The sequence below is a fragment of the Streptococcus sanguinis genome (genome assembly GCF_050234405.1).
GTDB lineage: Bacteria > Bacillota > Bacilli > Lactobacillales > Streptococcaceae > Streptococcus > Streptococcus sanguinis_W.
In genome coordinates this window covers 2,236,265-2,261,353 of the sequence record NZ_CP092117.1, presented here as the reverse complement: position 1 = coordinate 2,261,353, position 25,089 = coordinate 2,236,265, and the positions used below count along the sequence as shown (strand labels likewise).

The following is a 25,089-nucleotide window of genomic DNA, read 5'->3' as shown; positions in this document are numbered from 1 at the left end:
GTAGATGAACTAGTCGTCTTCTTATCTAGGACTGATTCCCAGAGCAATGCGGCCGAAACGGCTGATACGGGTGATTTTCCAAGCAGGAGACCAAGTAACTTCGACAGAGGTGCTTTCAATCTCATCTATTTTTTTAAGAGAGTCCATAATGGCGATGGGCAGGCTCTCAGCACAGTCACAGGCTGTATCGGTAAAGGTCATGACAACCTTGCAGTGGCCGTTTTCGTCTAAGTTGATTTCATAAATCAGCCCTAAGTTATAGACATCCAGCTCTACATCCGGATCGTAAATACGCTCGAGCTTCTCCACCAATTTATCCTGAATTGCAGCTGCTCGATCATTGATTTTGATATCATCTCTCATGGCTATCCCCTTCTATTCTGAGTTGAATTGTTTTTATTTTCTCACAATTCAGACTTTTTTTCAAGCTATTTTGGAACGTGAAAACGGATTTAGTTCTTCCAAATGAAAAATCTCTTTCGGACTCCTCAAAATGGAGGACTTATGATAGAATATAAGTACTAAAGAAGGCGGAGGTCAGAAGATGAAATTACAAAAACCTAAAGGAACTCAGGACATTCTTCCTCAAGAATCAGCCAAGTGGCAGTATGTAGAAGACTTTGCCCGCAAGACGTTTAGAAAATACAATTATGGCGAAATCCGCACGCCAATTTTTGAGCACTATGAGGTCATTAGCCGCTCGGTCGGGGATACGACAGACATTGTGACTAAGGAAATGTATGACTTCTATGACAAGGGCGACCGCCATATTACGCTGCGTCCAGAGGGGACAGCACCTGTGGTGCGTTCTTATGTAGAGAATAAACTTTTTGCTCCTGAAGTGCAAAAGCCTGTCAAAGTCTACTATATGGGCTCTATGTTTCGCTATGAGCGGCCTCAGGCTGGACGTCTGCGGGAGTTTCACCAGATTGGTGCAGAGTGTTTTGGCTCTAGCAATCCTGCTACAGATGTAGAAATGATTGCCATGGCGGCTCAATTTTTCAAGGATATTGGTATTACCAATGTCAGCTTGGAGCTTAACTCGCTGGGGAATCCTGAGAGCAGAGCTGCTTACCGTCAGGCCTTGATTGATTATCTGACTCCACTGAAGGCTAGCCTTTCAGCAGATAGCCAACGTCGCTTGGAGGAGAATCCGCTGCGCGTGTTGGATTCTAAAGAGCCCGAGGACAAGGTGGCTGTAGAAGGTGCTCCGTCTATTCTGGACTATCTGGATGAGGAGAGCAGTGCCTACTTTGCGGCCGTTCGATCCATGCTGGAGACCTTGCAGATTCCTTATGTCATCAATACCAACATGGTCCGTGGGCTAGACTACTATAATCACACCATTTTCGAGTTTACGACAGAGGTGGCTGGCAGTCAGCTGACTATTTGTGCTGGCGGCCGTTATGATGGGTTGGTAGCTTACTTTGGTGGCCCTGAAACTCCAGGTGTCGGCTTTGGTATGGGCTTGGAACGTTTGCTTCTCGTACTTGACAAGCAAGGAGTAGAGCTGCCGATTGAAACCGCTCTGGATGTTTATGTAGCTGTTTTAGGAGCTGGTGCCAATGACAGAGCTTTGGAGTTAGTGCAGGCTCTCCGCGCACAAGGATTTGCGGCAGAAAGGGATTATCTAGACCGCAAGCTCAAGGCTCAGTTTAAGTCGGCTGATAGCTTTAAAGCCAAAACTCTTATCACCTTGGGTGAAAGCGAAGTGGAAAGCGGTCAGGTGACTGTTAAGAACAATTATAATCGTGAGGAGATTACTGTTAGCCTAGACCAAATCCAAGAAAACTATCAGCTTATTTTTGAGAAATTGGGGTTTTAAAGGTTTGAATCTAACAGTCAAAAACGCTATAGTATCAGACGTTTAAACGAACTCGGTTGACAACATGTCAATATATTTTCTAAAAAAATATATTTAAAAACTTGAAACATAAAGTGATTATTGATATAATGTACCCGTTATATAAATTTGCTAAAGGAGAAACAACTATGGCACAAATTAAATTAACTCCAGAAGATCTACGCACATCTGCGCAAAGATACACTCAAGGTTCTGAAAATGTAACTCAAGTTCTTAATGAATTGACTCGTGAACAAGGTATTATCTCAGATAACTGGGATGGTTCTGCATTTGATAGCTTTGAAGCACAATTCAATGAATTGACTCCAAAAATCAGAGAATTTGCAACCTTGCTTCAAGATATTAATGCTCAATTGGTTAAAGTTGCTGACATTGTTGAGCAAACTGACCAAGATATCGCTGCACAAATTCACTAATTTTGTTATAACGGCTTTAGGAAGGCAAGAGCCTTCCTATTTTTGTAAAGATTAAAAATGAAAAAATGGCAGTTTCTTTCATGTTTGATAAGAAAATCACTGCAATGTAAAGGCAAGCTCTGACAATCTGAATCAACATCTGAATTAGACTGTTAGAGCTGTTTGTGTCTTTCTGTGTGCTTTTTTATGTAACAGTAAACTAAAAAATTTAAAAAGAAAAAGAAATTTACATCCATGGGAAATAAAAAATTACTTAAGTATATAGGAAACGTTGTTTTAGTCATCGCCTTGCTGGCTGCAGTAGTGACGCTGAATGTCGCAGTGCAGAAGAATACAAGCAGCGCTAGAGACAGCAAAATCAAAACAGATCAAAAGACTAAGCTGAATGTCGCGGTCGTCAATGAAGATCGGGCTGTTAAGGTTGACAAGAAAGAGTATAATCTTGGAGCTAGCTATGTCAAAAATCTAGAACGGGATGACTCTCAAAACTGGTACATCGTGACGCGTGGAGCTGCAGATGCTGGCCTGGAAAGTGGGAAATACCAGCTGGTCGTGACGATTCCAAGTGACTTTTCGGAAAAAGTGCTAGATGTCAATGCTATCAGTGCAGATCGGACAATCGTCACTTATAAAGTTAACGCTGCAGGAAATCAGCAGATTGAAAATGAGGCCAATAGTCTGGCTAAGGATATTATCGCAGATCTAAATAGCCAGTTGGTTGATATGTATATGGCAAGTATCTTGAGCAATCTATATACAGCTCAGCAAAATGTGCAGGCTAGTTCAGAGGTGCAAATTACCAATATTGGCAATTATCGAACCAACTTGTTGGAGTCTGCTATTGGGTCTAAGAATATCTTCCCAACGTTGGTTAGTATGTCTGCCTCATCTGTCGAAGCCAATAACTCTTTGAAGACGACTCTGGAAACTTATGCTAAGGCTTTCGATGACTTGGATAATTCTCAGGCCACTTATGGAAAGAATTTTGATAGTCTTCTCAAACAGCGAGTTAGTGACCAAACTAGTTATGAAGAATTTATGACCCAGCTGATTGAGATGGATCGTCAGCTTTTGGCAAATGAAACTGAGACGCTTTATAATAGTTTGAGCGAATCGCAACAAAAATTGACTGCACAGCTTGAACTTGCCAAAAAACAATCTAGTGATGATTCAGACGATAATAATAATCAGCCAAATCAAAATCAATCTGATAATGTCAGCAAGCAACTAGAGCAGTTGGAAGCTGCCTTAAAAGCAGAACGTGGGCAATTAGATGTCCATAAACAACAGATTAAGGACTTTGTTGATAATAAATTAAGGACCTACTATGGTGTTGAAGAAGGCAAGCCTATTACTCTTAGCGCAGTGTTAGGAGATGCTATAACAAGCTACGATGCTTCTTTGAAGGCACAAATAGCTGAAGCAGTAAAAGCTTTGCCAGCTTCTCAACCAACAGAGGTGAAATTCGGATTGTCTGTTCCTGCTCTTGACTATTCAACCATTTCGCAATTTGGAACACCACAAGGAAATGGAAGTGCTGAGTTAGACAATCTGGCAGCAGCTGCAGAGAAAGCGGCTAGCTCTACAGCCAGCCCAGTTAATAGCCAGGTTGGAAAGGCTACTTTGTCAGTCACTCCACCAACAGGTGTAACAATTAAAACTATTACATACAATGGCGAAACAGTAACAAATGGGCAAGAAATTAATTTGGCTGAAGGCGCTAATTTTAATGTGCATTTCAATGTAGCTAGTGATGCTGCAGCCACTTCAGTTGACAGCTCAATTGATATTTCTCTGAATGGTATTAAGGTTGCAAGTGCGCCAGTGAATGTAGAGGATGCACAAAAAGCTGCAGCGGCATATGGAGCTAAAGTACAAGAGATTTCTTCTGCCTATCAACACGTTGTGTCTTTAATCCAAGCTTATAATTCTTTTGATGAGTTAAAAAATAAAGATATGTCTGAATCTTTATCTACCCTTTTGATAAATGCTATTAATTCGAATCTAGATAGTTATCAAAATAGCTTGTCTAAAAGTAACGATGGTAAGAGTCAAGGGGTTAAAGAAACCTTAGATGAAACGATTAGTAACTTGAAAAACAAGATTGAAGACGTCAAAGGGACCAATTCAGAACTCGCAACTGAGATTGATAAACAGCTCAATCTTTACAAAGATGTACGAGAGAAATTGAAAGGCATCTCAACTTCTCGGGAAACTTCTACGGATGCACTGAAAAAGACAGACACCGATTTGTCATCTCTGAATTCAGAATTCTCATCCTTGCTGTCTTCGACTTCTGGCGTTAAGTCTTCTTCACAGACCAATGTGCAAGCAGCTGATAGTGTCAACCAGATCTTCAGCAGCTTCAATCGTGAGCTGGAAAATGCACAAGGAACGACAGAGAAATTGTCTGCGAATGCTGAAAGCTTGATGGGGCAATTCAATAAGGAATTGGAAGATAATGGCAACTTTGTGGAGTCCTTTGTCAAGGTTCTTAACAATGCCTATGAGAATGGTGTTCCTAATGAAGTATTGTTGGACTTCCTATCTAATCCAGTTGCTCAGTCTTCTTCATCTGTCAAAGCGACTGTCAATGTTTACCGTCCATTCACATGGATCCTCTTGTTGGAGATTGTCAGTCTCTTTACGGCCTATCTTTTTGCAACGCAAAATATTGTGCGCAAGGTTAAAGACCGCTTTAAGCTTAATAAGCTACAAGATACCGATATTACGACTGTGGGCATCCTAGGCTTCCTGTCTCTGACGATTGGTCTGGTCATTGGGATTGTCTCCAGTATGCAGCTTCACATTGGCAAGGAATATGTTCCATCTTGGGTCTTGTTGATTGTGGTTGCTAGCTTTGTCTTGATTCAGGGGCAGTATTTATTCCTCAAGCATCTGCGCGTGATGGGCATGGGCTTAGCTTTCTTCATGATTATCAGCTTTGTCTACCTATCTAATGCTATTGGTACGACAGCTAGTCTGACTGGCTTCCCAGCCTTTATCAAGAGTTTGAATGCCTTGTCTGTGCTAGAAGGCATGCTGTCAGGTTACTTTGACGGCAAGACCGCTGGCTTCTTTGCCATCTTTGGCCTGATTGTTTTGCTGGCTCTGCTAGTTGCAGCTAATATCTTTATCAAGACTAGAACATTAAAAACTGAGGAAGTTTAAAAGAGTATGAAAAAAATTCTGTTTTTATTCCTACTTCTAAGTTCGTTTGCGGTGACGGCTGTTGCCGCAGATGAGCTTAAGGATAATCGTCTGCAGATAGATAATTCGCGGATTGAAAAAGAGCAAGAACTGAACTTTGGTGCACAATCGGAAGGCACCAAGTCTCTTTTCGTTGCTGAGAATCAGGAAAAAATTCAGGAAATGAAGCAGTATCAAAATAAACAGTTGGCCACAGAAGCGGGACAACTGTTTTCTGCTATACAGGGGCCGACGGATATTTACCATTCCAAGGAGCTTTTTCAGCCGGGAACGGAAAAATTGTCCAAGCTGCAGACGAGTTTGAAAAGCGATGAAGAAAGCAGCTGGGATGATTTTCTGCCAGGAGTAGTCTACTTTGTAGCAGCCATACTCTTGGTCAGTATGACTGTCTTTGTCAGCTATCGTATCAGTAAGGGAGAAGTATAAAATGGAAGGACATATCAACATCACCCTCCGTTTGCGGGATAAGGACGTGGATATTCGCATTCCTAAGCGGATTGAGGTCCGTCGTTTCATTCGGGAGATTGATCAGATTTTCAATATCGAAGGGAAGCGCCATAAGTATCAGCTGCGGATTGTTAACAAGGGGCTGATACTGGATGAGGGCAAGGTTTTGGCTGATTATCCAGTCACAACAGGAGATTTAGTAGAGATTGAGGAGATTTAAGGTGACTGAGGAAAAATTTGTATTTGCTGAACAAGAGTTTATCTATGAAAAAAATGACAAGAATTGGAGCCTAACACTGAAGCGTTCGGATGTAGCAACGCAAGATTTGCGGGAGCTCTTGCTTTTGGACCTGCACCATCCGCTTTTCTTGGAACAGGAGACTAAGGCCGACCACGATAGTGTCTACTTCACCTATCAGATTGAGCCTTTGGGGCTGTCCAAGGAAGAGATTGAAAAGCGCACGATTTCTGAGCGGATTCGTCTGGCTCTTAATGTTTTTGCTCTAGAAGAGGCACTGGAATTGCCGGTTACTTTTTTGTTGCATCCTAGCAATCTCTTTATTACCAAGGATGCGCAGGCGAAGATTGCTTATCGCGGAGTTCCCGGTATCATGACACCTCAGGCTATTTCTCGGGAGGACTTTTTGCGCCAGGCCAAGTGCTTTGCGGTGACGCTCTTTGCAGATCTGGACTTTATGGAGCTTTACAAGGGTTCGCTAGAGCTAGAAACTCTGCCAGATTTCCTAGTGGAACTGCGTGAGGCTGACAGTCTGGAAGATGCGGTTGCTGTTTTGGAGAAATCTTATCAGGAAAAGGCTGCAGAAGAAGCAGAGAAGCAGACACTGGTCTCCAAGCGCCAGCATAAGATTTTCAAACTGGCGACCATCTGGCTGACAGCAGCTGTTGTGATTTTGACCATTCCTTTGATTTACTTGATTTTCATACAAAATCCTTTCAAGGAAAAGCTGTTACAGGCGGATACTGCCTTCATCAAAGTGGACTATAGCAAGGTCATCGATGAGCTGGAGGGAATCTCTCCTAAGAGCCTGCCGAATACACAGAAATATGAACTGGCCTATTCTTATATTCAGGGGCTGGAATTTTCCGATGATCAGCGTAAGGTCATCCTGAACAATGTCACACTTAAATCAGATGATTTGTATCTCAATTACTGGATTCAAGTTGGACGTAATGATTTTGAAGATGCTTTGGATACAGCCAAACGGATTAATGACTCAGATCTAATCATCTACGCCTTGACGCAGGAGATGAAAAAGGTGCGTGAGGACGATAGTTTGTCTGGTAAGGATCGGGAGACTAAGCTTGAGTCCTTGGAAGGCGAGTATAAGAAATACTGGGATAGCCGCAAGGAGCTTCTAACTGGTGATTCTAGCTCAAGCGCTTCTGGCGAGGAAGGTTCTTCAGGAGCAAGCTCTTCCTCCAGCAGTGAAGCGTCATCTAGCAGTAGCGCGAAGGAGTAAGTATGAGCAAGACAATCATCATCTATACAGACCATCTGCGCTATGAGCTGCAGCTGACAGAGGACAAGAAAGTTCTCTTAGCAGCGAGTGAGAAGGCCCAGCTTTACCTGCCTCATCAGGAGACTCCTATCCAGCTTCAGCTAGCTAAAGGGCAAGTCTTTTATCAGATGGGGGAAGAAACGGGTGTCGTAACTGACGGCCTGGCCTTGGATAATCTGACCTTGTATCAATCTGATTCAGAACCGGCTGTTTATGACCTACTGGACAGAAAAGAGTTACTCATCAGCGACCAGAAGGGAGCAGCTATCAGTCTGGAAGCGCCTTTGGAGTTGCTCTTGAAGCGAACGAATGATTCTTGGCTTTTGACCAAGATGCGAGGTCAAGTTTATCTCAATCACGTTGAGTGGACGGGAGACCAAATCCAGCTGGAAGCCGGCGACGAGCTAAGCTTGGAAGGCATCTGCCTCAAGGTCTATCCAGAAGAAATCTGGGTGACGGGTCCAGCTACGGTCAGTTCTAACCTAACCTTGCGGGGCGCTTCTCGTCATGGTTTTTATCCAGACTATCCAGACTATCACCGCTCGCCGCGAATTATCTATCGGAGCTCAGAGGACAAGATTCAGATTGCTCCGCCAAGCAAGGAGCCTCAAAAGCCCAATGATGAGCTCTTGAGACTGATTGTGCCGCCACTTCTCATGGTTGGGGTGACGGTGTTGATTACACTGGTTCAGCCGCGGGGGATTTATATCCTCGTTACAGTTACTATGTCAATCGCCAGTGCTATCTTCTCGGTTCGTGGTTTCTTCAAAAATCGCAAGAAGTTCAAGGAAGATAAGAAGGAGCGCATAGATCTTTATCACCTCTATTTAAAAGACAAGGCTATTGAGCTGAACAAGCTGGAACGTGAGCAGCGTGATGGCATGCTTTACCATTTTCCAAACATTAACGAATTAACGGGTCTGGTGACAGACTACAGCCATCGCATCTACGAGAAGACACCGCTTCACTTTGACTTTCTTTACTATCGCTTGGGGCTTGGACAGGTGCCAACCTCTTATAAGCTGACCTACGGTCAAGAGGAGCGGAGTGGAAAGAAAGATGCGCTGGAAGAGGAGGGCTATGCTCTCTACACTCGGCATAAGAAAATTCCCGATCTTCCAATTGTCGCTAATCTCAGCCATGGGCCGGTCGGCTATATCGGTCCGCGCAATTTGGTCCTAGAACAGCTCCAGCTCTTGGTCATGCAGTTAGCGGTCTTTCACTCTTACCATGATGTACAGGTAATTACCATCATGCCAGAGGAGGAGCGCGACCAATGGGATTGGCTGCGCTGGCTACCGCATGCGACTCTACAAGAGCTGAACGTCCGTGGCTTTGTCTATAACCAACGGACGCACGATCAGGTCCTAAATAGCCTGAACCAAATCTTGAAACTGCGCAAGGCGCAGAAGGAAGAAGCGACCCGGCAGGAGACGACACTCTACAGTCCTCACTATGTGGTATTGGTCACAGATGAAAAGTTGATTCTCGACCATATTATCATGGAGTTCTTCACGGAGGATCCGACAGACCTGGGCTGCTCACTGATCTTCGTGCAGGATGTGATGAGCTCGCTGTCTGAGAATATCAAGACGGTTGTCAATATCAAGGACCGCAACACTGGGCAGTTGGTCATGGAAGAAGGAATCCTCAGAGAAATTGACTTCCGCTTGGATCATTTCCCAGAAGGCTATGACAAGGAGCGAATTGCTCGGACCTTGGCGCCGCTCAATCACCTGCAGAATCTCAAAAGCTCGATCCCTGATACCGTGACCTTTATGGAGATGTATGGGGCGGAGACCTTCTCGGACCTGCAAGTCTTGCAAAAGTGGCAACAGAATGCACCTTATAAGAGCTTGGCGGTGCCTATCGGCCTGCGGGGGAAAGAAGACCTAGTCTACCTTAACCTGCATGAAAAAGCTCACGGACCGCACGGGCTGATTGCCGGGACAACCGGATCAGGTAAGTCAGAGACTATCCAGTCCTATATCCTGAGTCTGGCTGTCAACTTCCACCCGCACGATGTAGCCTTTCTGCTCATCGACTACAAGGGTGGGGGAATGGCCAATCTCTTCAAGAACTTGCCCCATCTCTTGGGAACCATTACCAACTTGGACGGAGCCCAATCCATGCGGGCGCTGGCTTCCATCAATGCGGAGATTCACCGTCGGGAGCGGCTCTTCAGAGAGTTTGAAGTCAATCATATCAACCAATATCAAAAGAAATTTAAAAACGGGGAAGCAACTGAACCCCTGCCCCATCTCTTCCTCATCTCGGATGAGTTCGCAGAGCTCAAGGTCAACCAGCCTGACTTTATAAAGGAGCTGGTATCCATCGCTCGGGTCGGACGTTCCCTCGGGGTCCACTTGATTCTGGCTACTCAGAAGCCCTCTGGGGTGGTGGATGACCAAATCTGGTCCAACTCCCGCTTTAAGCTGGCGCTCAAAGTGGCAGACCGGACGGACTCGATGGAAATGCTTAAGACGCCAGATGCGGCAGAGATTACCCAGACTGGTCGGGCCTATCTGCAGGTCGGCAATAATGAAGTCTATGAACTCTTCCAGTCAGCCTGGTCAGGGGCAGATTACCAGCCGGATAAGGACGAGATGGGAATTGAAGACCATACCATCTACCTGATCAACGACCTAGGCCAATACGAAGTGCTCAATCAAGACCTGTCAGGTCTTGACCTAGCAGAAGATATCAAGGAAGTACCGACAGAGCTGGAGGCTATTGTCAGTCAGATTCAACTACTGACAGAGAGCCAGCAAATCCCACCGGTACCGCAGCCATGGCTGCCACCGCTTAAAGAGCGGATGACCCTACAGGAGCTGGAACCTATCCAGCCGCAGGAAGCCTGGGAGCAGAAGAAGCCTGTCTCCGTTCTTCTGGGAATGGCGGATATCCCACAGGCACAGAAGCAAGAGCCTGTCTCTGTCAACCTATCCAAGGATGGGCATATCCTGCTCTACGGAAGTCCTGGTACGGGGAAGACAACCTTCCTGCAGAGTGCGGCTATGGACTTGGCTCGCAAGTTCAGTCCCAAAGATGTCACGCTCTACTTGATGGACTTCGGGACCAATGGTCTAGCACCGCTGGGCCAATTACCGCAGGTAGCCGATACCCTGCTTTTGGATCAGACGGAGAAGATTGCCAAGTTTGTCCGCATCATGGAGCGGGAGCTCAACCGGCGTAAGAAGCTCTTGTCTGACTACGGTGTTGGGACCTTGGAGCTCTACCGTCAGGCTAGCGGTCAGCAAGAGCCGGCTATCGTCATCCTACTGGATAGCTATGAGTCCATGAAGGAAGAAGACTATGAGGTGGAGCTCTTCAAACTTTTAGTGCGGATCTCCCGCGAAGGTCTCAGCATTGGTGTTCACCTCTTGGTAACAGCGGGTCGTCAGTCCAACCTTCGGGCGCAGTTCTATGCCAACTTCAAGCACCAACTGAGTCTGCCGCAGAATGATTTCGGAGAAGTCCGCTCGATTGTAGGCTCTACCCCTCTTGCGAAAACGATGGAAGATATCAAGGGCCGGGCGCTTATGAAGCGTGACGAAGTTGATGTCATCCAGCTGGCTTTGCCGGTAGCGGGTGCTAATGATGCTCAAATCCTTAACAACCTGCGTCAGGAAGTCGCTTCTCTCCAAGAAGCTTGGACTGGACAACGACCAAGTGCCATTCCAATGGTACCAGAGGAATTGACGGAGTCAGACTTCTATAGCCGAGATAGTGTTCAAGCTGCTTTGGAAGCTGGCAAAATTCCAGTTGGGTTGGATATAGAGACTGTAATGAGTCGACAATGGAATCCGGAGCTTAGCTCACTCCTTTATCTATATGATAAAGATGGTGATAGTGAGCAATTCATTAATTTTATCAAGCGTGAAGCTGATATGCTTGGGATTAAAGTGACACTGGTAATGCCTGAGAATGGTATGATTGGCTTAGATCTTGAAGATATACAGATTTATGACCATGAAGAGGCCTATAAAGAAATGTTAGCTGCTCTGGATCGTCAAATTGACAGTCGACAGAAGGAGAAACATCGTGAAACAACACATATCATTATCTGGTATCGTTACGAAGAAGTAATTTCACAAATTAATATACTTCAACACGAACAGGTCACCAAACTCTTTGATAAAGGGTATCAAGTTGGCTTGGCAAATATTGTTCTTGCTAGTCCAGCTGCCATGATGCGCCAACAGGATATGCCATCGCGTAGTGCTAAGGCTTTTAAACAGGTACTCCTTGGTATGCGAATTCAAGACCAAATGGTAATTAGTCCAATCAATCGTCCTTCTAAGGAAGCTGCTTTGAAACAGCAGGAGCACTATCTGGTTATCCACGGACAGGCGTCTAAAATCCAAGTTATTATAAAATAAGGAGAAAAAATGGGAAAATCAAGTAAAACTATACAACTTGAGCAAGAAATTCAAGAGATTAATACAAAAATTACTAAGTTAAATTCTGCAAAGAAAGCTGTTGAGGCCTGTAAGACAAAGGTCAAGTCAACCTATAATAACGCAGATTCTGATCATGTAGATGGTGATAAATATCAAACTATGTATACCGAGGATCAGGATTTGATTGAGGGCTTTAGTAAATCCTTAAAAAGTAAGAAGGATGAAGTGAAGGCAGAATTAGATAGTAATCTTTCTATATTATCTAACTTGCTTGCAAGCAAGAAAACCGCATTAGCTTATTCTGTAATCATGGATGCGATTAAGTCGTGATAAATTGACTTTGTAAAAAGAAAGGAAAAACCTATGTCAGATCAAATATCCGTAAAACAAATTCATTCTCTACAAACACTGGCGACGGGGAGTAAAAAAGCCTCTGAAAAATATATAGAAGAGACTCAGCAAGCCCACCAGTCGTTTCAGTTTAGAACTAACGCAAATGAGGGAACAGCTATAGAGGCATTTGTGAATAAGATTAATAATCTTTCCAGTCAGGTATTTGCGGTTTACCCGGGTCTATTGAGTGATTTTTCAACAGCTATCTCAAACTATAATACTGTGCTGACTGGTGAGGGTTTTTCTAATAAAGTATATTCAGATACCAGTGATATCGAGGCAATTAAGAACTGGTTATATGTTCAAAGAAAACATAGTGTTGTTGAAAAAGGTGAAGCATTAGATGAAGCCTTTAAAACAGCTTCTGAAGCACTAGCTTTAAGTCCAAGCCCAGTAGATATAAATGTTAATACCAGCCTTATAAGACAATCGGCTGAGGAGAGTTTTGCGACTAGGAGGCGAGTCTATCATGAAAAGCACACAAACTTAATGCAAGGAAAGCAGACTTTTTCAGCTGATTTAGGCACAGTTCAGACTGGTTTAGAACGAGTTAAAATCTACCTAAACAATGCTTTGCAACTCTCTCAGATTGATACACAGAAATTAGTGGACTGGGTCAAAGATGGTTTTCTGAACGTCGATAATATGGGTTACCTCGATTCTGTTCAAGAAAGTAATGATGCTAAAGTGTTAGAGTCATTGATATCAAAGGATGATGATAATACGAAAATGGAACAAATTGGTAATGTAGATCCAAAAAATATTAGCCAAGCAATGATGAACCATGTTTATGTTAAATCTTATGAGTTGCTGGATGACTACAAAAAGACAGGGAATAAGGATAGTTTAAAGGCTTTAGAAACCTTTTTAGTAACGATTACTGGAAATGATCATAGTGATACTTATGTGGATACCTATATGACTAAATTGTCGGCCGGAGGAGTCATTTTTTCGACTGCTATTAGTGGGCAAGCAACTAGCGTGATGCCAGATGTAGATAACTATAAAAACGACTATGCACGTTATATGGTTGACTTTAATAATGCTAAAGCTTACATTGCAAATGAGCTATCTCCTAAGATGGCTACGGCTCAGTCTCTAAGCGGGCTTTTTGATACGATTCGTTTGATGGGCTTAGGGAAGAAAACAGAACCACCTGGAATCCATTTTGGTAATTACAAATCAGGAAGCACACAGACCATTAAAACAGGTTCATTAGCATTGGATGGAGATAACTTTGTCTTTACTACAAAGAGAAGTGAGACTTGGGCCAAACCACGTAATGGCTTTATTCAATATGAGACAAAGAATTTGAAGGATGAGAAAGTGAATACCAATATTTACAATAATCCGGAATCTATTCAGAATGCACAGATGTTGAAAGAAATCAAGGACTTAAAAGAAGAGAGAGAGCAGGCCGTTAAAGATTTTTGGAAAGGGATGGCCAAAACAGCGACTGGTTATGTTTTACCACCTGGATTTGACACCGTTGCGAACATGGCAATTGATGCTTCTACGATTAAAAAGACAGAGGATTATGGGGGAATTCTGGCAGACGGAACGGGTCTGTACAATGGGAAATACTCAGAGTCAGTCGGTATTACTAAGGATGTTTTGGGGCACATCCTTGATTTAAATTCTGAGTTGGGGAGAATTGATGGTGATATCGAAGAAAATAAAGCGAAACTGTATGCCAATTTGTTTGGTGTGGGAGGAGTTACTTACCGTACCAATTCGGAGACTAACGGACTCTATCAACCGAATTATGACCTCCAGTCTATCCTCTATGCGGATGATATCGAAAAGAATGGGATGAAGGGATATGCGATTCGGGAAGCCGCAGCACAGGGGCAGTGTAACGATGGATTGGCAGCTGCAGTTGAGGAATTTAACCGAAATGTAGATGGTTCTACTTATTCCAGCAGTGAAAAATCCTTCCTTAGGGGGACTAGCCGTCAGAGTCTTGCTGACAGAGGGATTGAGAAAGTATATGATATTTTCCAAAGAATGGATAATCAAGGCACTAATTTTGGTAAATACAAGTATGAAGATTACCATGAAAAAGCTATTAATCAGTTTGAACCGTTTGAGGGTAGCTAATAAGGAGGTAAACAGATGAACAACAAGAATAGGTTTGTCAAAAGATACATCTGGATTTTAATCCTATCGATTAGTGTTCTACTCTCTTTTTGGGGCTATCAGGCTTATCAGAACCATCAGAAAAAGGAAGCTAAAGCTAAAGAAGAGGCATACTACAGGCAGTTCTCAACACGTTGGGATCGACTGAAAGATAGTTCTCCGATTTTGATTGGTGATAAAGGGCAATTTGTAGTTGCGCCTATAGGAGTTAAAGTAAATCAGAATTATATGGTGGATACAAAAATCACCACATATAAAAGAGAGGATATTCCGCCAAGAAAAAAACGAGGATATGAAGCAAAGTTAGTATCTTTGGACCTTAATCAAAACTTTAAACGCCGAGAATATGATCTTTACGAGGCGATAGATAAGTATAAAAAAGGTTCAAAATTAGGAAGGATGCTAATTGATGCTGTAACTTATGAGGGAAGGGATTGGGCTGTTCTGATTTTGACCTCTGATGATGAAAAGAAGGAAGTGGATGAGTATGTAGGTTTGAACTTGGCTACAGGGCGTATAGAAGACCTCCCTCTTCCTTTGAAAAACTTTTATGAAACATCAGATTCTAGACCTGAAGCTTCAGGATGGGAATATTATCATTATTATTACAAAGCCCCCATGACGAATACTAGCTTATTTCACATACTACAAAGTTATAATTTATATGGTAGTTCGGATATCGTATTTAGCGGTGATGACGGTGGAGATAGTAATGCAGCTAGGAATTTGAATCTTTTTGTGGAAAAGCCAACTTTATGGAATAAAATTTATATAGATGACTATGCTATTTATCCTCGGCCAGATTCGGTCAGCGTGGAAGAGTGGTTTAACACCTCTCTTCACTGGTTTGCACCTGCCGGCGGAGAAGATTTAACAGTTTATGCAAGTGAGAAGGGGCATAGGACAGATTATGCCATTCACAACTATGCAGAATATCAGACTTGGAAGCAAGCGCATCCAGATGAATAAAGGAGGGAAAAATGACAATTAATATAAAACCGGATCAGCTGAATGGAACTGTAACAAGTATATCAAATGAAGTTAGTGATATTCATGCGAATGAAGCTATTATTGATGATACTGGTACAAAATTAAATGATTGTACGGCTCTTATTCGTTATACAGGTACCATTTTAGGTGAAACAGTCAGCAAATATAATACTCTTTTGAATGGTTTGGCAGAAAAGTTTAAAAATACAGATTATAATATCAGTATAGAGATAAGAGATAATTCATCTCGTATTAATGATGGGAAAGTTAATCCAAGCGATGACTACTTTGCAGTTAAATAGTTTTATGATTTCTGACTCTTTGTCAACTGTAGTGGGTTAACGAAAAAGTCATACTCTGGAGAGGACTAAATTGGTTCTCTCTTTTTTAACAATCACTAATCCATAACGATTAATCAATCTAATCATGTATTGAAGATTAGAAATAGCTACTCCAAATCTATTTGAAAGCTGTTTGAAGTTTTGTCCTTATTTTCTAAGTTCATAGATCTGAACGTTGTACTCATAAGTTAATTTCATTTATAAACACACCAAAAAGTTAAATTCTTTGTGTCTAACTTTTGGGGTGCGGTTCATTCTCCATTCCTCCTTTCTTATGCTATAATAGTCTATAGAAAGTCGAGGGAATGATGAAGAAAATATTATTGGTGGTTGTGGTGCAGGGGTTTGCTATCTTTGTGATTACTGGTCTGCTTTGTTATTTTATGCGGGGAGATTTTTTCTTCCGTGCTTTGGCGCCGATTTTTGGTCTGGCAGCGGGAGGGTTTCGCTTCTTGACAGCCATGGTAACAAAAGCGTTTGCGCCTAGTCTCTATGAAGATAGCAAGAAAAAGGAATAATCTATAGAGTAGACAGTAGGTCTGAGGTCTTCGCCTCAGGCCTACTGTCACAACTGTCAGCATTAGTCATGCAGAGCTTTAATATTTTTCAGAAAAAGAACGGACAGAAGGGCTTTCTTAGGCTCTTTGTGGTAAAATAGTAACAGAATTAAAAATTTGGAGAGTAAAGATGAAACGTTCTATGTATGCTGGGCGTGTTCGCAAGGAGCATGTTGGTCAGGAAGTCACTTTGAAGGGCTGGGTAGCCCGCCGTCGGGATTTGGGTGGTCTGATTTTCATTGATTTGCGCGACCGCGAAGGCATTATGCAGCTGGTCATCAATCCTGAGACTGTGGCTGCAGAGGTCATGGCAACCGCAGAAAGCCTGCGCAGTGAGTTTGTGCTGGAGGTGACAGGCAAGGTGGCTGCGCGGGAGCAGGCCAATGACAAGCTGACAACAGGAAGCGTGGAGCTGCATGTGGAGAGTCTGACGGTTTTAAATACAGCCAAGACGACTCCTTTTGAAATCAAAGACGGCATCGAGGTGAATGACGATACGCGCTTGCGCTACCGTTATCTGGACTTGCGCCGACCAGAGATGCTGGAAAACTTCAAGCTCCGCGCCAAGGTGACTCACTCTATCCGCAACTATCTAGATGAGCTGGAGTTCCTTGATGTGGAAACACCTTTCCTATCTAAATCAACGCCAGAAGGAGCGCGTGATTACTTGGTGCCTAGTCGGGTTCATCAGGGGCATTTTTACGCTCTGCCCCAGAGTCCACAGATTACCAAGCAGCTCTTGATGAACGCTGGTTTCGACCGTTATTATCAGATTGTTAAATGCTTCCGTGATGAGGACTTGCGTGGTGATCGTCAGCCAGAGTTTACTCAGGTAGACTTGGAAACTTCTTTCTTGTCTGAACAGGAGATTCAGGATATTACAGAAGGCTTGATTGCTCGTGTTATGAAGGAAACTAAGGGCATTGACGTTGAGCTGCCTTTCCCCCGCATGAAGTATGATGATGCTATGGCTCTTTATGGTGTTGATAAGCCTGATACTCGATTTGAGATGTTGTTGCAGGACTTGACAGAGCTTGTCAAGGGAGTTGACTTCAAAGTCTTTTCAGAGGCTCCAGCTGTCAAGGCAATTGTGGTAAAAAATGCTGCAGATAAATACTCTCGCAAGGATATTGACAAACTGACAGAGCAAGCAAAACAGCATGGTGCTAAGGGGCTTGCTTGGGTGAAAGTGGCTGATGGTGAGCTGGCTGGTCCAGTTGCTAAGTTCTTAACAGACTTGACAAATCCGTTGACAGAAGCTTTACAGCTTGAAAATAATGACCTGGTGCTCTTTGTGGCTGATACTTTGGAAGTGGCAAATGCAGCTTTGGGAGCTCTTCGGGTGCGTTTGGCCAAAGAGCTGGACTTGATTGATCCTGATACATTTAACTACCTTTGGGTGGTGGATTGGCCCATGTTTGAATGGTCAGAAGAAGAGGGCCGCTACATGAGTGCCCACCATCCTTTCACCCTGCCTCAGAAAGATTCCGAGCAAGAGCTGGAAGGCGACCTGAGCAAGGTACGGGCTGTGGCCTATGATATCGTCCTTAATGGTTATGAGCTAGGTGGCGGCAGTCTTCGGATCAATCAAAAAGCCTTGCAGGAGAGGATGTTCAAGGCGCTTGGTTTCTCAGCTCAAGAAGCTGCCGAGCAGTTTGGCTTCCTTCTTGAGGCTATGGACTATGGTTTTCCACCGCATGGCGGCCTAGCTCTAGGCTTGGACCGCTTTGCGATGCTGCTGGCTGGTGAAGAAAATATCCGCGAAGTCATCGCCTTTCCAAAAAACAACAAAGCTTCTGATCCAATGACACAGGCACCAAGTCCAGTGTCGGTCGCTCAACTAGAGGAATTAAGTTTACAAGTGGAAGCACATGAAGAAGACTAATTTTTATAAACTCTTTCGCTATTATGTCCGTAGGTTTGCTTATAATTTTAAGATTTTGCGGTCTTTAAAGAGTATCTCGCGTGAGAAGTACGATGAGAAGATTTCTGCCTCGCTTGTCTATGGCTTTTTATCAGCTGTCGCAGTCAATTTCTTCTTTCAGCCGGGGCATGTTTATTCCAGCGGGGCGACTGGTCTGGCGCAGGTCATTACTGCCCTCAGTACTCGTTTCTTAGGTTTTACCATTCCGGTTTCTGTGACCTTTTACGCCATCAATATTCCGCTGATGATCCTGGCCTGGTACCAGATTGGGCATAAGTTTACCATTTTCACCTTTATCACGGTTACGATGAGCTCGCTCTTTATCCAGTTTGTGCCGGAAGTAACCTTGACTGATAATCCTATTATCAACGCCCTTTTCGGCGGTGTGGTCATGGGAGCGGGGATTGGCTTTGCCCTTAAGTCCAGTATTTCCAGTGGCGGGACAGACATTGTCAGCCTGACCATTCGGAAAAAAACAGGTCGGAATGTCGGGAATATTTCCTTGATTGTCAATGGGATTATCATGCTGATTGCGGGTTTGACCTTTGGCTGGGAGTATGCGCTTTACTCCATGATTACTATTTTTGTATCAAGCCGGGTGACGGATGCTGTCTTTACCAAGCAGAAGCGTATGCAAGCCATGATTATCACCAGTCATCCAGACAGAGTGATTGATAAGATTCACAACAAGCTGCATCGCGGGGCGACAGTGATTCATGGAGCCGAGGGAACCTACAATCATGAGAAAAAAGCTGTTCTGGTGACGGTTATCACCCGAGCTGAGTTTAATGAATTTAAGCAAATCATGAAGCATACAGATCCAGCTGCCTTCGTTTCCGTTGCAGACAATGTCCATATCTTAGGACTCTTTGTAGAGGAGTGAAGAGATTCATTGTGTTTGGGAATGCGAAGCGGTATAGTTGGGAGTTTGTGCTTACAAAAGTTTTGAGATAGGAGATTAATATGCGGTAGGACAATAGTCCCACCGCTTTCTATTCTCTATGGTGGGGGGTGGAAATCTCAAGTAAGAAAGGATATACAAATGCAGGAGATCTTCAGACAATGACGACTTATAAAAAAATCATGAATATCGCCTTGCCGGCTATGGCGGAGAATTTTTTGCAGATGCTCATGGGAATGGTCGATAGCTATCTGGTGGCCAGTCTTGGGCTGATTGCGATTTCCGGTGTCTCGGTGGCCGGCAACATCATTACGATTTATCAGGCAATTTTTATCGCGCTGGGGGCTGCTATTTCCAGTCTCATCTCCAAGACTCTAGCTCAAGGAGACAAGGAGCGTTTGGCCTATCATACAGCCGAGGCTATCAAGCTGACCTTGCTTCTGAGTCTTCTGTTGGGCCTCGTTTCCCTGCTCTTTGGCAGGCAGATGCTGGATCTTCTGGGGACAGAAAAGGCGGTGTCTGAAGCAGGCGGTCTTTATCTGGCTCTGGTTGGTGGGACTATCGTTCTGCTAGGCTTGATGACTTCTTTTGGAGCTTTAGTGCGGGTCACACGCAACCCTAGATTCCCCATGTATGTCAGTATTCTGACTAACGTCCTCAATGCCCTCTTTTCCGGTCTGGGGATTTACGTCTTTCGGCTTGGTATTGTCGGTGTAGCGCTGGGAACGGTGCTGGCTCGTTTGGTGGGTGTGCTGATTCTCTGGCGGGAGCTGGATTTGTCCACAATCCGCTGGCGCTGGGGCTTAGACGGAGAGCTCTTGCGCCTGTCTCTGCCGGCTGCTGGAGAGCGGCTCATGATGCGGGCAGGTGATGTAGTGATTATCGCCATTGTGGTCGCCTTTGGGACGGACGTAGTAGCGGGGAATGCCATCGGTGAAGTCCTGACTCAGTTTAATTATATGCCAATCTTCGGGGTTGCGACAGCAACAGTCATGCTGGTAGGCCATGCGGTAGGTGAGGGAGATATGCAAGAGGTCGGTCTGATTCGTCAGCGAACCTTCTGGCTGTCTTTTGCTTGCATGCTGCCCGTGGCTCTAGGAATTTTTGCTTTTGGTCGGCCACTGACCTTGCTCTATACGGACAATAGCGGAGCTATCACAGCCAGTCTTTCGGTCATGCTTTTCTCTCTGCTGGGAACTCCCATGGCAGTGGGAACCGTGATTTACACAGCTATCTGGCAGGGGCTGGGGAATGCCAGACTGCCCTTTTATGCCACGACTGTTGGCATGTGGCTGATTCGCATCGTTGCCGGTTACTTGCTGGGTGTGACCTTTGGCTTGGGTCTGCCAGGAGTCTGGACTGGGATGCTCTTGGACAATGGCTTCCGCTGGCTATTTTTAAAGGTTTTATTTGACAGAAAAATGAGGAAAATCACATGACAAAAGCGTTTATTTGGGATTTGGACGGTACCTTGCTGGACTCCTACGATGCTATTTTGGCGGGGATTGAGGAAACCTATGCTCACTATGGTCTGGACTTTGACAGGGCTAGTATTCACAGCTACATCCTAAAGCACTCTGTGCAGAAGCTCTTGGAAAAAGTAGCGTCTGAGAAAGGTCTGGATGCTGCCGAGATGAATACCTTCCGTGGAGCAAGCCTAAAGGAGAAAAATGCTCAGGTCCATCTGATGGAAGGAGCGGCGGAGATTCTGTCCTGGGCTGAGGAGCAGGGCATTGCCCAGTTCGTCTATACCCACAAAGGACTCAATGCCCATCAAATCTTGCAAGACTTGGGCATTCATGACTATTTTACAGAAATCATCACAACAGCCAACGACTTTGAGCGCAAGCCCCACCCAGAAGGTGTCGACTATCTGCTCGAGAAATATGGCCTGGACAAGCAGGAAACCTACTATATCGGCGACCGGACGCTGGATGTGGATGTTGCTGTCAACAGTGGCATCCAGAGCATTAACTTCTGTAACTACCGGCCAGAAATTAATCAGAAGATAGAGAAGTTGATGGATATCAAGCAATTATTTACAAGATAAAAAGCAGACCAGAACTGATCTACTGTCAGTCTAGCCTGCTTTTTCTTTTACATATGCTCAATGTGAAGTTCCAGCAAGAACTCAAGAGCCTCGGGAGAACAGTTTTCTTTTTCAATTGCGAAACCAGTGTTCTCTCCTATCAAGATATAAAAATCTTGCTTTGTCATAATGACTTTGACAATATCATCATAGGTATAGTGAAATTCTCCACGTTTATTCTGAGCTACAAAAGACTCTCTGTCAAATATCAGAGTGACCTCCATGTTCTGAAATAAAGGATTTTTTTGATAGGCTCTCTTTATCTGATAATTCATGCCAAAATAGTACATAGAGGCGCAAATAGGGGGAGCCAATATGATAGATATTATCTTTTCCTCTAATGGGCCGAGCATTACGTAGGTGAACAGCCCGATTATCAGTATGATTATGTATAATACAAATCCTTTTCGTCGCACGAGAATAGCCCATGAAAATCTTTTATAAACTTCTTCAGTCATAAGAGTTGTAATACGGATTGGAAACATCTTTTACCTCCAGTTTTTATATTATAACATATAAGAGCGATAAGATTTAGTCGAATCTTGCTAGGCGATACCATCTTTTATAGGAGCCGAGTGATTTTTTCGTTTTTATCTAAAACTAGCACATCTGGCATGGGAAGATTATGCCAGAAGTTATAATCAATGCTGGAGTCGAATGCGCTTAGTAAAATGCAGATAAGGTTACCATGAGAGCTAATGATAATCTTTTCGTTTTGATGCTTACTTTCCAGTTCATGAAGAAAGGCTAAGGTTCGCTGTTGAGCTTGTTGATTAGACTCGCCACCAACAAATGAAAAAGTCGGCTGTGACCAAAGTTGCATGAGGGCTTCTTCAAAGTCTTGGTCGGCAATCGCTTGACTACTTAGCTTTCGCTCTATTAGCCGTTTGTCGGTTTGAATAGCGAGTTTCAGACTCTGAGCCAAAGGATCAACTGTTTGGATAGCCCTTCGATAGGGGCTAGAATAAATAGCGGTAATGGGTTTGTCTGCTAAAAATTCAAGCTGTGCCAAGGATTCTCGCCCTTTGTCTGATAATGGTCGGTTGATTTCATCAGGTGTATAGTTAGAATGCGCATGACGGATAAAATAGTAGGTGTTGTTCATAAAATGATTATAGCAAAATTTAAATCTCAATTCATTTTCTACCTATTTTCTACACCGCTGTTCCTGTCTTTGTCCGCCTTTCGTGTTATAATAAACCTATGGAAAAAAAGAATAAGTTATTATTAATTGACGGTTCGTCCGTTGCTTTTCGCGCTTTTTTTGCGCTTTATAATCAAATTGACCGTTTCAAGAGTCCATCGGGCCTGCATACCAATGCCATTTATGGCTTCCACCTCATGCTCAATCATCTCTTGGAGCGCGTGCAGCCGACCCATGTCCTAGTAGCTTTTGATGCTGGCAAGACGACCTTCCGGACCGAGATGTACGCCGACTATAAGGCTGGTCGGGCCAAGACACCAGATGAATTTCGTGAGCAGCTGCCTTTTATCCGTGAAATGCTGAAGCACCTAGGCATTCACTTCTATGACTTGGCTCAGTATGAGGCGGATGACATTATCGGGACCTTGGACAAGATGGCTGAAAAGACAGCTGTGCCTTACGATGTGACCATTGTCAGCGGCGATAAAGACTTGATTCAGCTGACGGATGATAATACCGTGGTGGAGATTTCCAAGAAAGGCGTGGCTGAGTTTGAGGAATTTACCCCAGCCTACCTCATGGAAAAGATGGGCATCACGCCAGAGCAGTTTATTGACCTCAAGGCGCTGATGGGCGATCAGTCGGATAATATCCCCGGCGTGACCAAGATTGGTGAGAAGACTGGTCTCAAGCTCCTCTTGGAGTACGGCTCTTTGGAAAATCTCTATGAAAACATTGACCAGCTCAAGGCTTCCAAGATGAAGGAAAATCTGATCAATGACAAGGACAAGGCTTTCTTATCTAAAACCCTAGCCACCATCAATACTCAGGCTCCAATTGAAATCGGGCTGGATGATTTGGTTTATAAGGGTCCTCAGATAGAGACCCTGAGCAAGTTCTATGACGAGATGGGCTTCAAGCAGCTAAAGGCTCAGCTAGGGACTAGTCAAGAGCCGGTAGAAGTCAAACCAATTGAATTTACCAAAGTGACTGAAGTGACAGCAGATATGTTGGCACCAGAGCAGTTTTTCTATTTTGAAATCTTGGGTGACAACTACCACAAGGAAGAGATTGTCGGCCTTGCCTGGGGAGATAGTCGTCAGATTTATGTCGGCTCCAGCGATTTACTACAGCAACCTCTCTTTCAGGAGTTTTTGACAAAAACAGCTCTGAAAACCTACGACCTCAAGCGGACCAAGGTACTGCTCAGTCATTACGGCATTGAACTGCCAGCAGCATCCTTTGATGCGCGCCTAGCTAAGTATTTGCTTTCGACGGTCGAGGATAATGAGCTGGCGACTATTGCTCGCCTCTACGGCCAAACAATCCTGCCGACAGATGATGAGGTTTACGGCAAGGGAGCCAAGCGCGCTCTGCCGGAGCAAGAGCAGCTCTTTGAGCATCTGGCTCGTAAGATCCAAGTGTTGCTGGAAACAGAAGAACCGATGCAAGAGCAGCTCCGCGCCCACAATCAGCTGGATTTGTTGCTTGAAATGGAGCAGCCGCTGGCCTTTGTCTTAGCCAAGATGGAGATTGCGGGGATCAAGGTTGAGCGGGAAACCCTGCAGGGCATGCAGGCAGAAAATGAAAAGACGCTGGAAAGTCTAACGCAGGAGATTTATGATCTGGCTGGTCAGGAGTTTAATATCAACTCACCGAAACAGCTGGGAACCATTCTTTTTGAGGATATGGGACTGCCACTGGAGTACACCAAAAAGACCAAGACAGGTTACTCGACAGCGGTTGATGTGCTGGAGCGCCTAGCTCCCATTGCACCGATTGTGTCTAAGATTCTGGAATACCGTCAAATCAGCAAGCTCCAGTCCACTTATATCATCGGACTGCAGGAGGCGATTGCGGCTGACGGCAAGATTCACACTCGCTATGTTCAGGATTTGACTCAGACTGGCCGCCTGTCCTCGGTTGACCCGAACCTGCAGAATATCCCCGTTCGTTTGGAGCAGGGGCGCCTCATTCGCAAGGCCTTTGTACCGGAGTGGGCAGACAGTGTGCTTCTCAGCTCGGATTATTCCCAGATTGAGCTGCGGGTGCTGGCTCATATTTCGCAGGACGAGCATCTGATTGCTGCCTTTCAGCATGGAGAAGATATTCATACGGCTACCGCCATGCGGGTCTTTGGTATTGAAAAGGCAGAGGATGTGACGCCTAATGACCGCCGCAATGCCAAGGCTGTCAACTTCGGAGTAGTCTATGGCATTTCCGACTTCGGACTGGCCAATAATTTGGGAATTTCCCGCAAGGCTGCCAAGGACTACATTGAGACCTATTTTGAGCGTTTCCCTGGTATCAAGAATTATATGGAAACCATCGTTCGCGAAGCGCGTGATAAAGGCTATGTAGAGACCATTTATCATCGCCGCCGCTCCTTGCCGGACATCAATTCCCGCAACTTTAACATCCGTAATTTTGCGGAGCGCACAGCTATTAACAGCCCCATCCAAGGCTCCGCTGCAGATATTCTCAAAGTCGCTATGATTAATCTGGACCGAGCTCTGACAGAAAATAATTTCAAGTCGCGCATGCTCTTGCAGGTACACGATGAAATTGTGCTAGAAGTGCCAAATGACGAACTAACAGCTGTCCGCCAGCTAGTCAAAGAAACCATGGAAGCCGCGATTGAGCTAGCCGTTCCACTAGTAGCTGATGAAAATGCCGGCCAAACTTGGTACGAGGCGAAGTAAGATAAGATACAAAGAGCGTCAAAACTGACTGAAAATTAGAAATCCGGAC

The 25,089-nt window shown here is 44.4% G+C and carries 20 protein-coding genes and 1 pseudogene; 17 read left to right on the top strand and 4 right to left on the bottom strand.

All coding sequences use genetic code 11. The features are described from left to right. Positions 1 to 21: 21 nt before the first annotated feature. Positions 22 to 363, bottom strand: a complete 342-nt coding sequence (locus MFP28_RS11075; RefSeq protein ID WP_002907526.1) for a metal-sulfur cluster assembly factor — start codon at positions 361 to 363, stop codon at positions 22 to 24. Positions 364 to 544: 181 nt separating this feature from the next. Between MFP28_RS11075 and hisS the strand changes: the two genes are divergently transcribed. From hisS to MFP28_RS11020, 11 genes are all read left to right on the top strand, one after another. Further along, positions 545 to 1,825 (top strand): histidine--tRNA ligase, encoded by a 1,281-nt coding sequence (gene hisS / locus MFP28_RS11070; protein ID WP_002907525.1) that lies wholly within the window; start codon positions 545 to 547, stop codon positions 1,823 to 1,825. Positions 1,826 to 1,992: 167 nt separating this feature from the next. After that, a complete protein-coding gene (locus MFP28_RS11065) occupies positions 1,993 to 2,280 on the top strand; it encodes a WXG100 family type VII secretion target (protein WP_032909143.1) in 288 nt (95 codons plus the stop codon). A gap of 234 nt (positions 2,281 to 2,514) precedes the next feature. Continuing rightward, positions 2,515 to 5,451 carry a type VII secretion protein EsaA gene (gene esaA / locus MFP28_RS11060; protein ID WP_002907522.1) on the top strand — a complete coding sequence of 979 codons (2,937 nt, stop codon included), beginning with the start codon at positions 2,515 to 2,517 and terminating at the stop codon, positions 5,449 to 5,451. A gap of 6 nt (positions 5,452 to 5,457) precedes the next feature. Beyond that, on the top strand, positions 5,458 to 5,916 hold the full coding sequence (gene essA, locus MFP28_RS11055; RefSeq protein ID WP_002907520.1) for a type VII secretion protein EssA: 459 nt from the start codon (positions 5,458 to 5,460) through the stop codon (positions 5,914 to 5,916). Between the two features lies 1 nt (position 5,917). Further along, a complete protein-coding gene (locus MFP28_RS11050; protein WP_002907519.1) occupies positions 5,918 to 6,157 on the top strand; it encodes an EsaB/YukD family protein in 240 nt (79 codons plus the stop codon). Between the two features lies 1 nt (position 6,158). Continuing rightward, positions 6,159 to 7,418 carry a type VII secretion protein EssB gene (essB, locus tag MFP28_RS11045; protein ID WP_080556486.1) on the top strand — a complete coding sequence of 420 codons (1,260 nt, stop codon included), beginning with the start codon at positions 6,159 to 6,161 and terminating at the stop codon, positions 7,416 to 7,418. A 2-nt stretch (positions 7,419 to 7,420) separates the two neighbouring features. Further along, on the top strand, positions 7,421 to 11,839 hold the full coding sequence (essC, locus tag MFP28_RS11040) for a type VII secretion protein EssC (RefSeq protein ID WP_002907517.1): 4,419 nt from the start codon (positions 7,421 to 7,423) through the stop codon (positions 11,837 to 11,839). Positions 11,840 to 11,848: 9 nt separating this feature from the next. Then, positions 11,849 to 12,190: a hypothetical protein gene (locus tag MFP28_RS11035; RefSeq protein WP_002907515.1), complete on the top strand. Its 342-nt coding sequence runs from the start codon at positions 11,849 to 11,851 to the stop codon at positions 12,188 to 12,190. 33 nt (positions 12,191 to 12,223) lie between these two features. Further along, on the top strand, positions 12,224 to 14,353 hold the full coding sequence (locus MFP28_RS11030; protein WP_002907513.1) for a hypothetical protein: 2,130 nt from the start codon (positions 12,224 to 12,226) through the stop codon (positions 14,351 to 14,353). A gap of 15 nt (positions 14,354 to 14,368) precedes the next feature. Next, entirely contained in the window at positions 14,369 to 15,361 is a 993-nt protein-coding gene (locus MFP28_RS11025; protein ID WP_002907512.1) for a hypothetical protein, read from the top strand. An 11-nt stretch (positions 15,362 to 15,372) separates the two neighbouring features. After that, the gene (locus MFP28_RS11020) at positions 15,373 to 15,684 is read left to right on the top strand and encodes a hypothetical protein (RefSeq protein ID WP_002907511.1); all 312 of its coding nucleotides are present in this window, start codon (positions 15,373 to 15,375) and stop codon (positions 15,682 to 15,684) included. An 81-nt stretch (positions 15,685 to 15,765) separates the two neighbouring features. On the opposite strand, the pseudogene MFP28_RS11015 reads toward MFP28_RS11020, so the two are convergent. After that, positions 15,766 to 15,921 (bottom strand): annotated as a pseudogene (locus MFP28_RS11015) (IS3 family transposase); the annotation flags it as partial. Between the two features lie 107 nt (positions 15,922 to 16,028). Here MFP28_RS11015 and MFP28_RS11010 point away from each other — a divergent pair. The 5 genes from MFP28_RS11010 to MFP28_RS10990 all read left to right on the top strand — a co-directional run bounded on the left by MFP28_RS11010 (position 16,029) and on the right by MFP28_RS10990 (position 21,155). Further along, entirely contained in the window at positions 16,029 to 16,241 is a 213-nt protein-coding gene (locus tag MFP28_RS11010) for a hypothetical protein (RefSeq protein ID WP_002907510.1), read from the top strand. 169 nt (positions 16,242 to 16,410) lie between these two features. Further along, positions 16,411 to 18,165 carry an aspartate--tRNA ligase gene (aspS, locus tag MFP28_RS11005; protein ID WP_002907509.1) on the top strand — a complete coding sequence of 585 codons (1,755 nt, stop codon included), beginning with the start codon at positions 16,411 to 16,413 and terminating at the stop codon, positions 18,163 to 18,165. Beyond that, positions 18,152 to 19,087, top strand: coding sequence for a YitT family protein (locus tag MFP28_RS11000; RefSeq protein WP_002907508.1), 936 nt, complete (start codon positions 18,152 to 18,154; stop codon positions 19,085 to 19,087). Before aspS ends, MFP28_RS11000 begins: the two co-directional genes overlap by 14 nt. Before the next feature lie 179 nt (positions 19,088 to 19,266). After that, positions 19,267 to 20,544, top strand: coding sequence for an MATE family efflux transporter (locus MFP28_RS10995; protein ID WP_032916120.1), 1,278 nt, complete (start codon positions 19,267 to 19,269; stop codon positions 20,542 to 20,544). Further along, positions 20,541 to 21,155 carry an HAD-IA family hydrolase gene (locus MFP28_RS10990; protein ID WP_002907506.1) on the top strand — a complete coding sequence of 205 codons (615 nt, stop codon included), beginning with the start codon at positions 20,541 to 20,543 and terminating at the stop codon, positions 21,153 to 21,155. Before MFP28_RS10995 ends, MFP28_RS10990 begins: the two co-directional genes overlap by 4 nt. A gap of 47 nt (positions 21,156 to 21,202) precedes the next feature. Here MFP28_RS10990 and MFP28_RS10985 read toward each other — a convergent pair whose 3' ends face one another. Both MFP28_RS10985 and MFP28_RS10980 read right to left on the bottom strand, forming a co-directional pair. Beyond that, complete coding sequence (locus MFP28_RS10985) at positions 21,203 to 21,679, bottom strand: YcxB family protein (RefSeq protein ID WP_002905769.1); 477 nt, start codon at positions 21,677 to 21,679, stop codon at positions 21,203 to 21,205. 77 nt (positions 21,680 to 21,756) lie between these two features. Beyond that, positions 21,757 to 22,299 carry a histidine phosphatase family protein gene (locus MFP28_RS10980; RefSeq protein WP_032916118.1) on the bottom strand — a complete coding sequence of 181 codons (543 nt, stop codon included), beginning with the start codon at positions 22,297 to 22,299 and terminating at the stop codon, positions 21,757 to 21,759. Between the two features lie 98 nt (positions 22,300 to 22,397). Here MFP28_RS10980 and polA point away from each other — a divergent pair, with 98 nt between their 5' ends. Further along, positions 22,398 to 25,040 (top strand): DNA polymerase I, encoded by a 2,643-nt coding sequence (gene polA, locus MFP28_RS10975; RefSeq protein WP_002907504.1) that lies wholly within the window; start codon positions 22,398 to 22,400, stop codon positions 25,038 to 25,040. Positions 25,041 to 25,089 lie beyond the last annotated feature (49 nt).

Excerpts from the sequence above, each read along its gene's own strand:
- MFP28_RS10985 (WP_002905769.1), bottom strand. The coding sequence starts at position 21,679 with ATGTTTCCAATCCGTATTACAACTCTTATGACTGAAGAAGTTTATAAA.
- aspS (WP_002907509.1), top strand. The coding sequence starts at position 16,411 with ATGAAACGTTCTATGTATGCTGGGCGTGTTCGCAAGGAGCATGTTGGT.
- essC (WP_002907517.1), top strand. The coding sequence starts at position 7,421 with ATGAGCAAGACAATCATCATCTATACAGACCATCTGCGCTATGAGCTG.
- MFP28_RS11035 (WP_002907515.1), top strand. The coding sequence starts at position 11,849 with ATGGGAAAATCAAGTAAAACTATACAACTTGAGCAAGAAATTCAAGAG.
- MFP28_RS11025 (WP_002907512.1), top strand. The coding sequence starts at position 14,369 with ATGAACAACAAGAATAGGTTTGTCAAAAGATACATCTGGATTTTAATC.
- esaA (WP_002907522.1), top strand. The coding sequence starts at position 2,515 with ATGGGAAATAAAAAATTACTTAAGTATATAGGAAACGTTGTTTTAGTC.
- MFP28_RS10990 (WP_002907506.1), top strand. The coding sequence starts at position 20,541 with ATGACAAAAGCGTTTATTTGGGATTTGGACGGTACCTTGCTGGACTCC.
- essA (WP_002907520.1), top strand. The coding sequence starts at position 5,458 with ATGAAAAAAATTCTGTTTTTATTCCTACTTCTAAGTTCGTTTGCGGTG.
- MFP28_RS11010 (WP_002907510.1), top strand. The coding sequence starts at position 16,029 with ATGATGAAGAAAATATTATTGGTGGTTGTGGTGCAGGGGTTTGCTATC.
- MFP28_RS10995 (WP_032916120.1), top strand. The coding sequence starts at position 19,267 with ATGACGACTTATAAAAAAATCATGAATATCGCCTTGCCGGCTATGGCG.
- MFP28_RS11050 (WP_002907519.1), top strand. The coding sequence starts at position 5,918 with ATGGAAGGACATATCAACATCACCCTCCGTTTGCGGGATAAGGACGTG.
- hisS (WP_002907525.1), top strand. The coding sequence starts at position 545 with ATGAAATTACAAAAACCTAAAGGAACTCAGGACATTCTTCCTCAAGAA.
- MFP28_RS11065 (WP_032909143.1), top strand. The coding sequence starts at position 1,993 with ATGGCACAAATTAAATTAACTCCAGAAGATCTACGCACATCTGCGCAA.
- MFP28_RS11020 (WP_002907511.1), top strand. The coding sequence starts at position 15,373 with ATGACAATTAATATAAAACCGGATCAGCTGAATGGAACTGTAACAAGT.
- MFP28_RS11075 (WP_002907526.1), bottom strand. The coding sequence starts at position 363 with ATGAGAGATGATATCAAAATCAATGATCGAGCAGCTGCAATTCAGGAT.
- MFP28_RS10980 (WP_032916118.1), bottom strand. The coding sequence starts at position 22,299 with ATGAACAACACCTACTATTTTATCCGTCATGCGCATTCTAACTATACA.
- MFP28_RS11000 (WP_002907508.1), top strand. The coding sequence starts at position 18,152 with ATGAAGAAGACTAATTTTTATAAACTCTTTCGCTATTATGTCCGTAGG.
- MFP28_RS11030 (WP_002907513.1), top strand. The coding sequence starts at position 12,224 with ATGTCAGATCAAATATCCGTAAAACAAATTCATTCTCTACAAACACTG.
- polA (WP_002907504.1), top strand. The coding sequence starts at position 22,398 with ATGGAAAAAAAGAATAAGTTATTATTAATTGACGGTTCGTCCGTTGCT.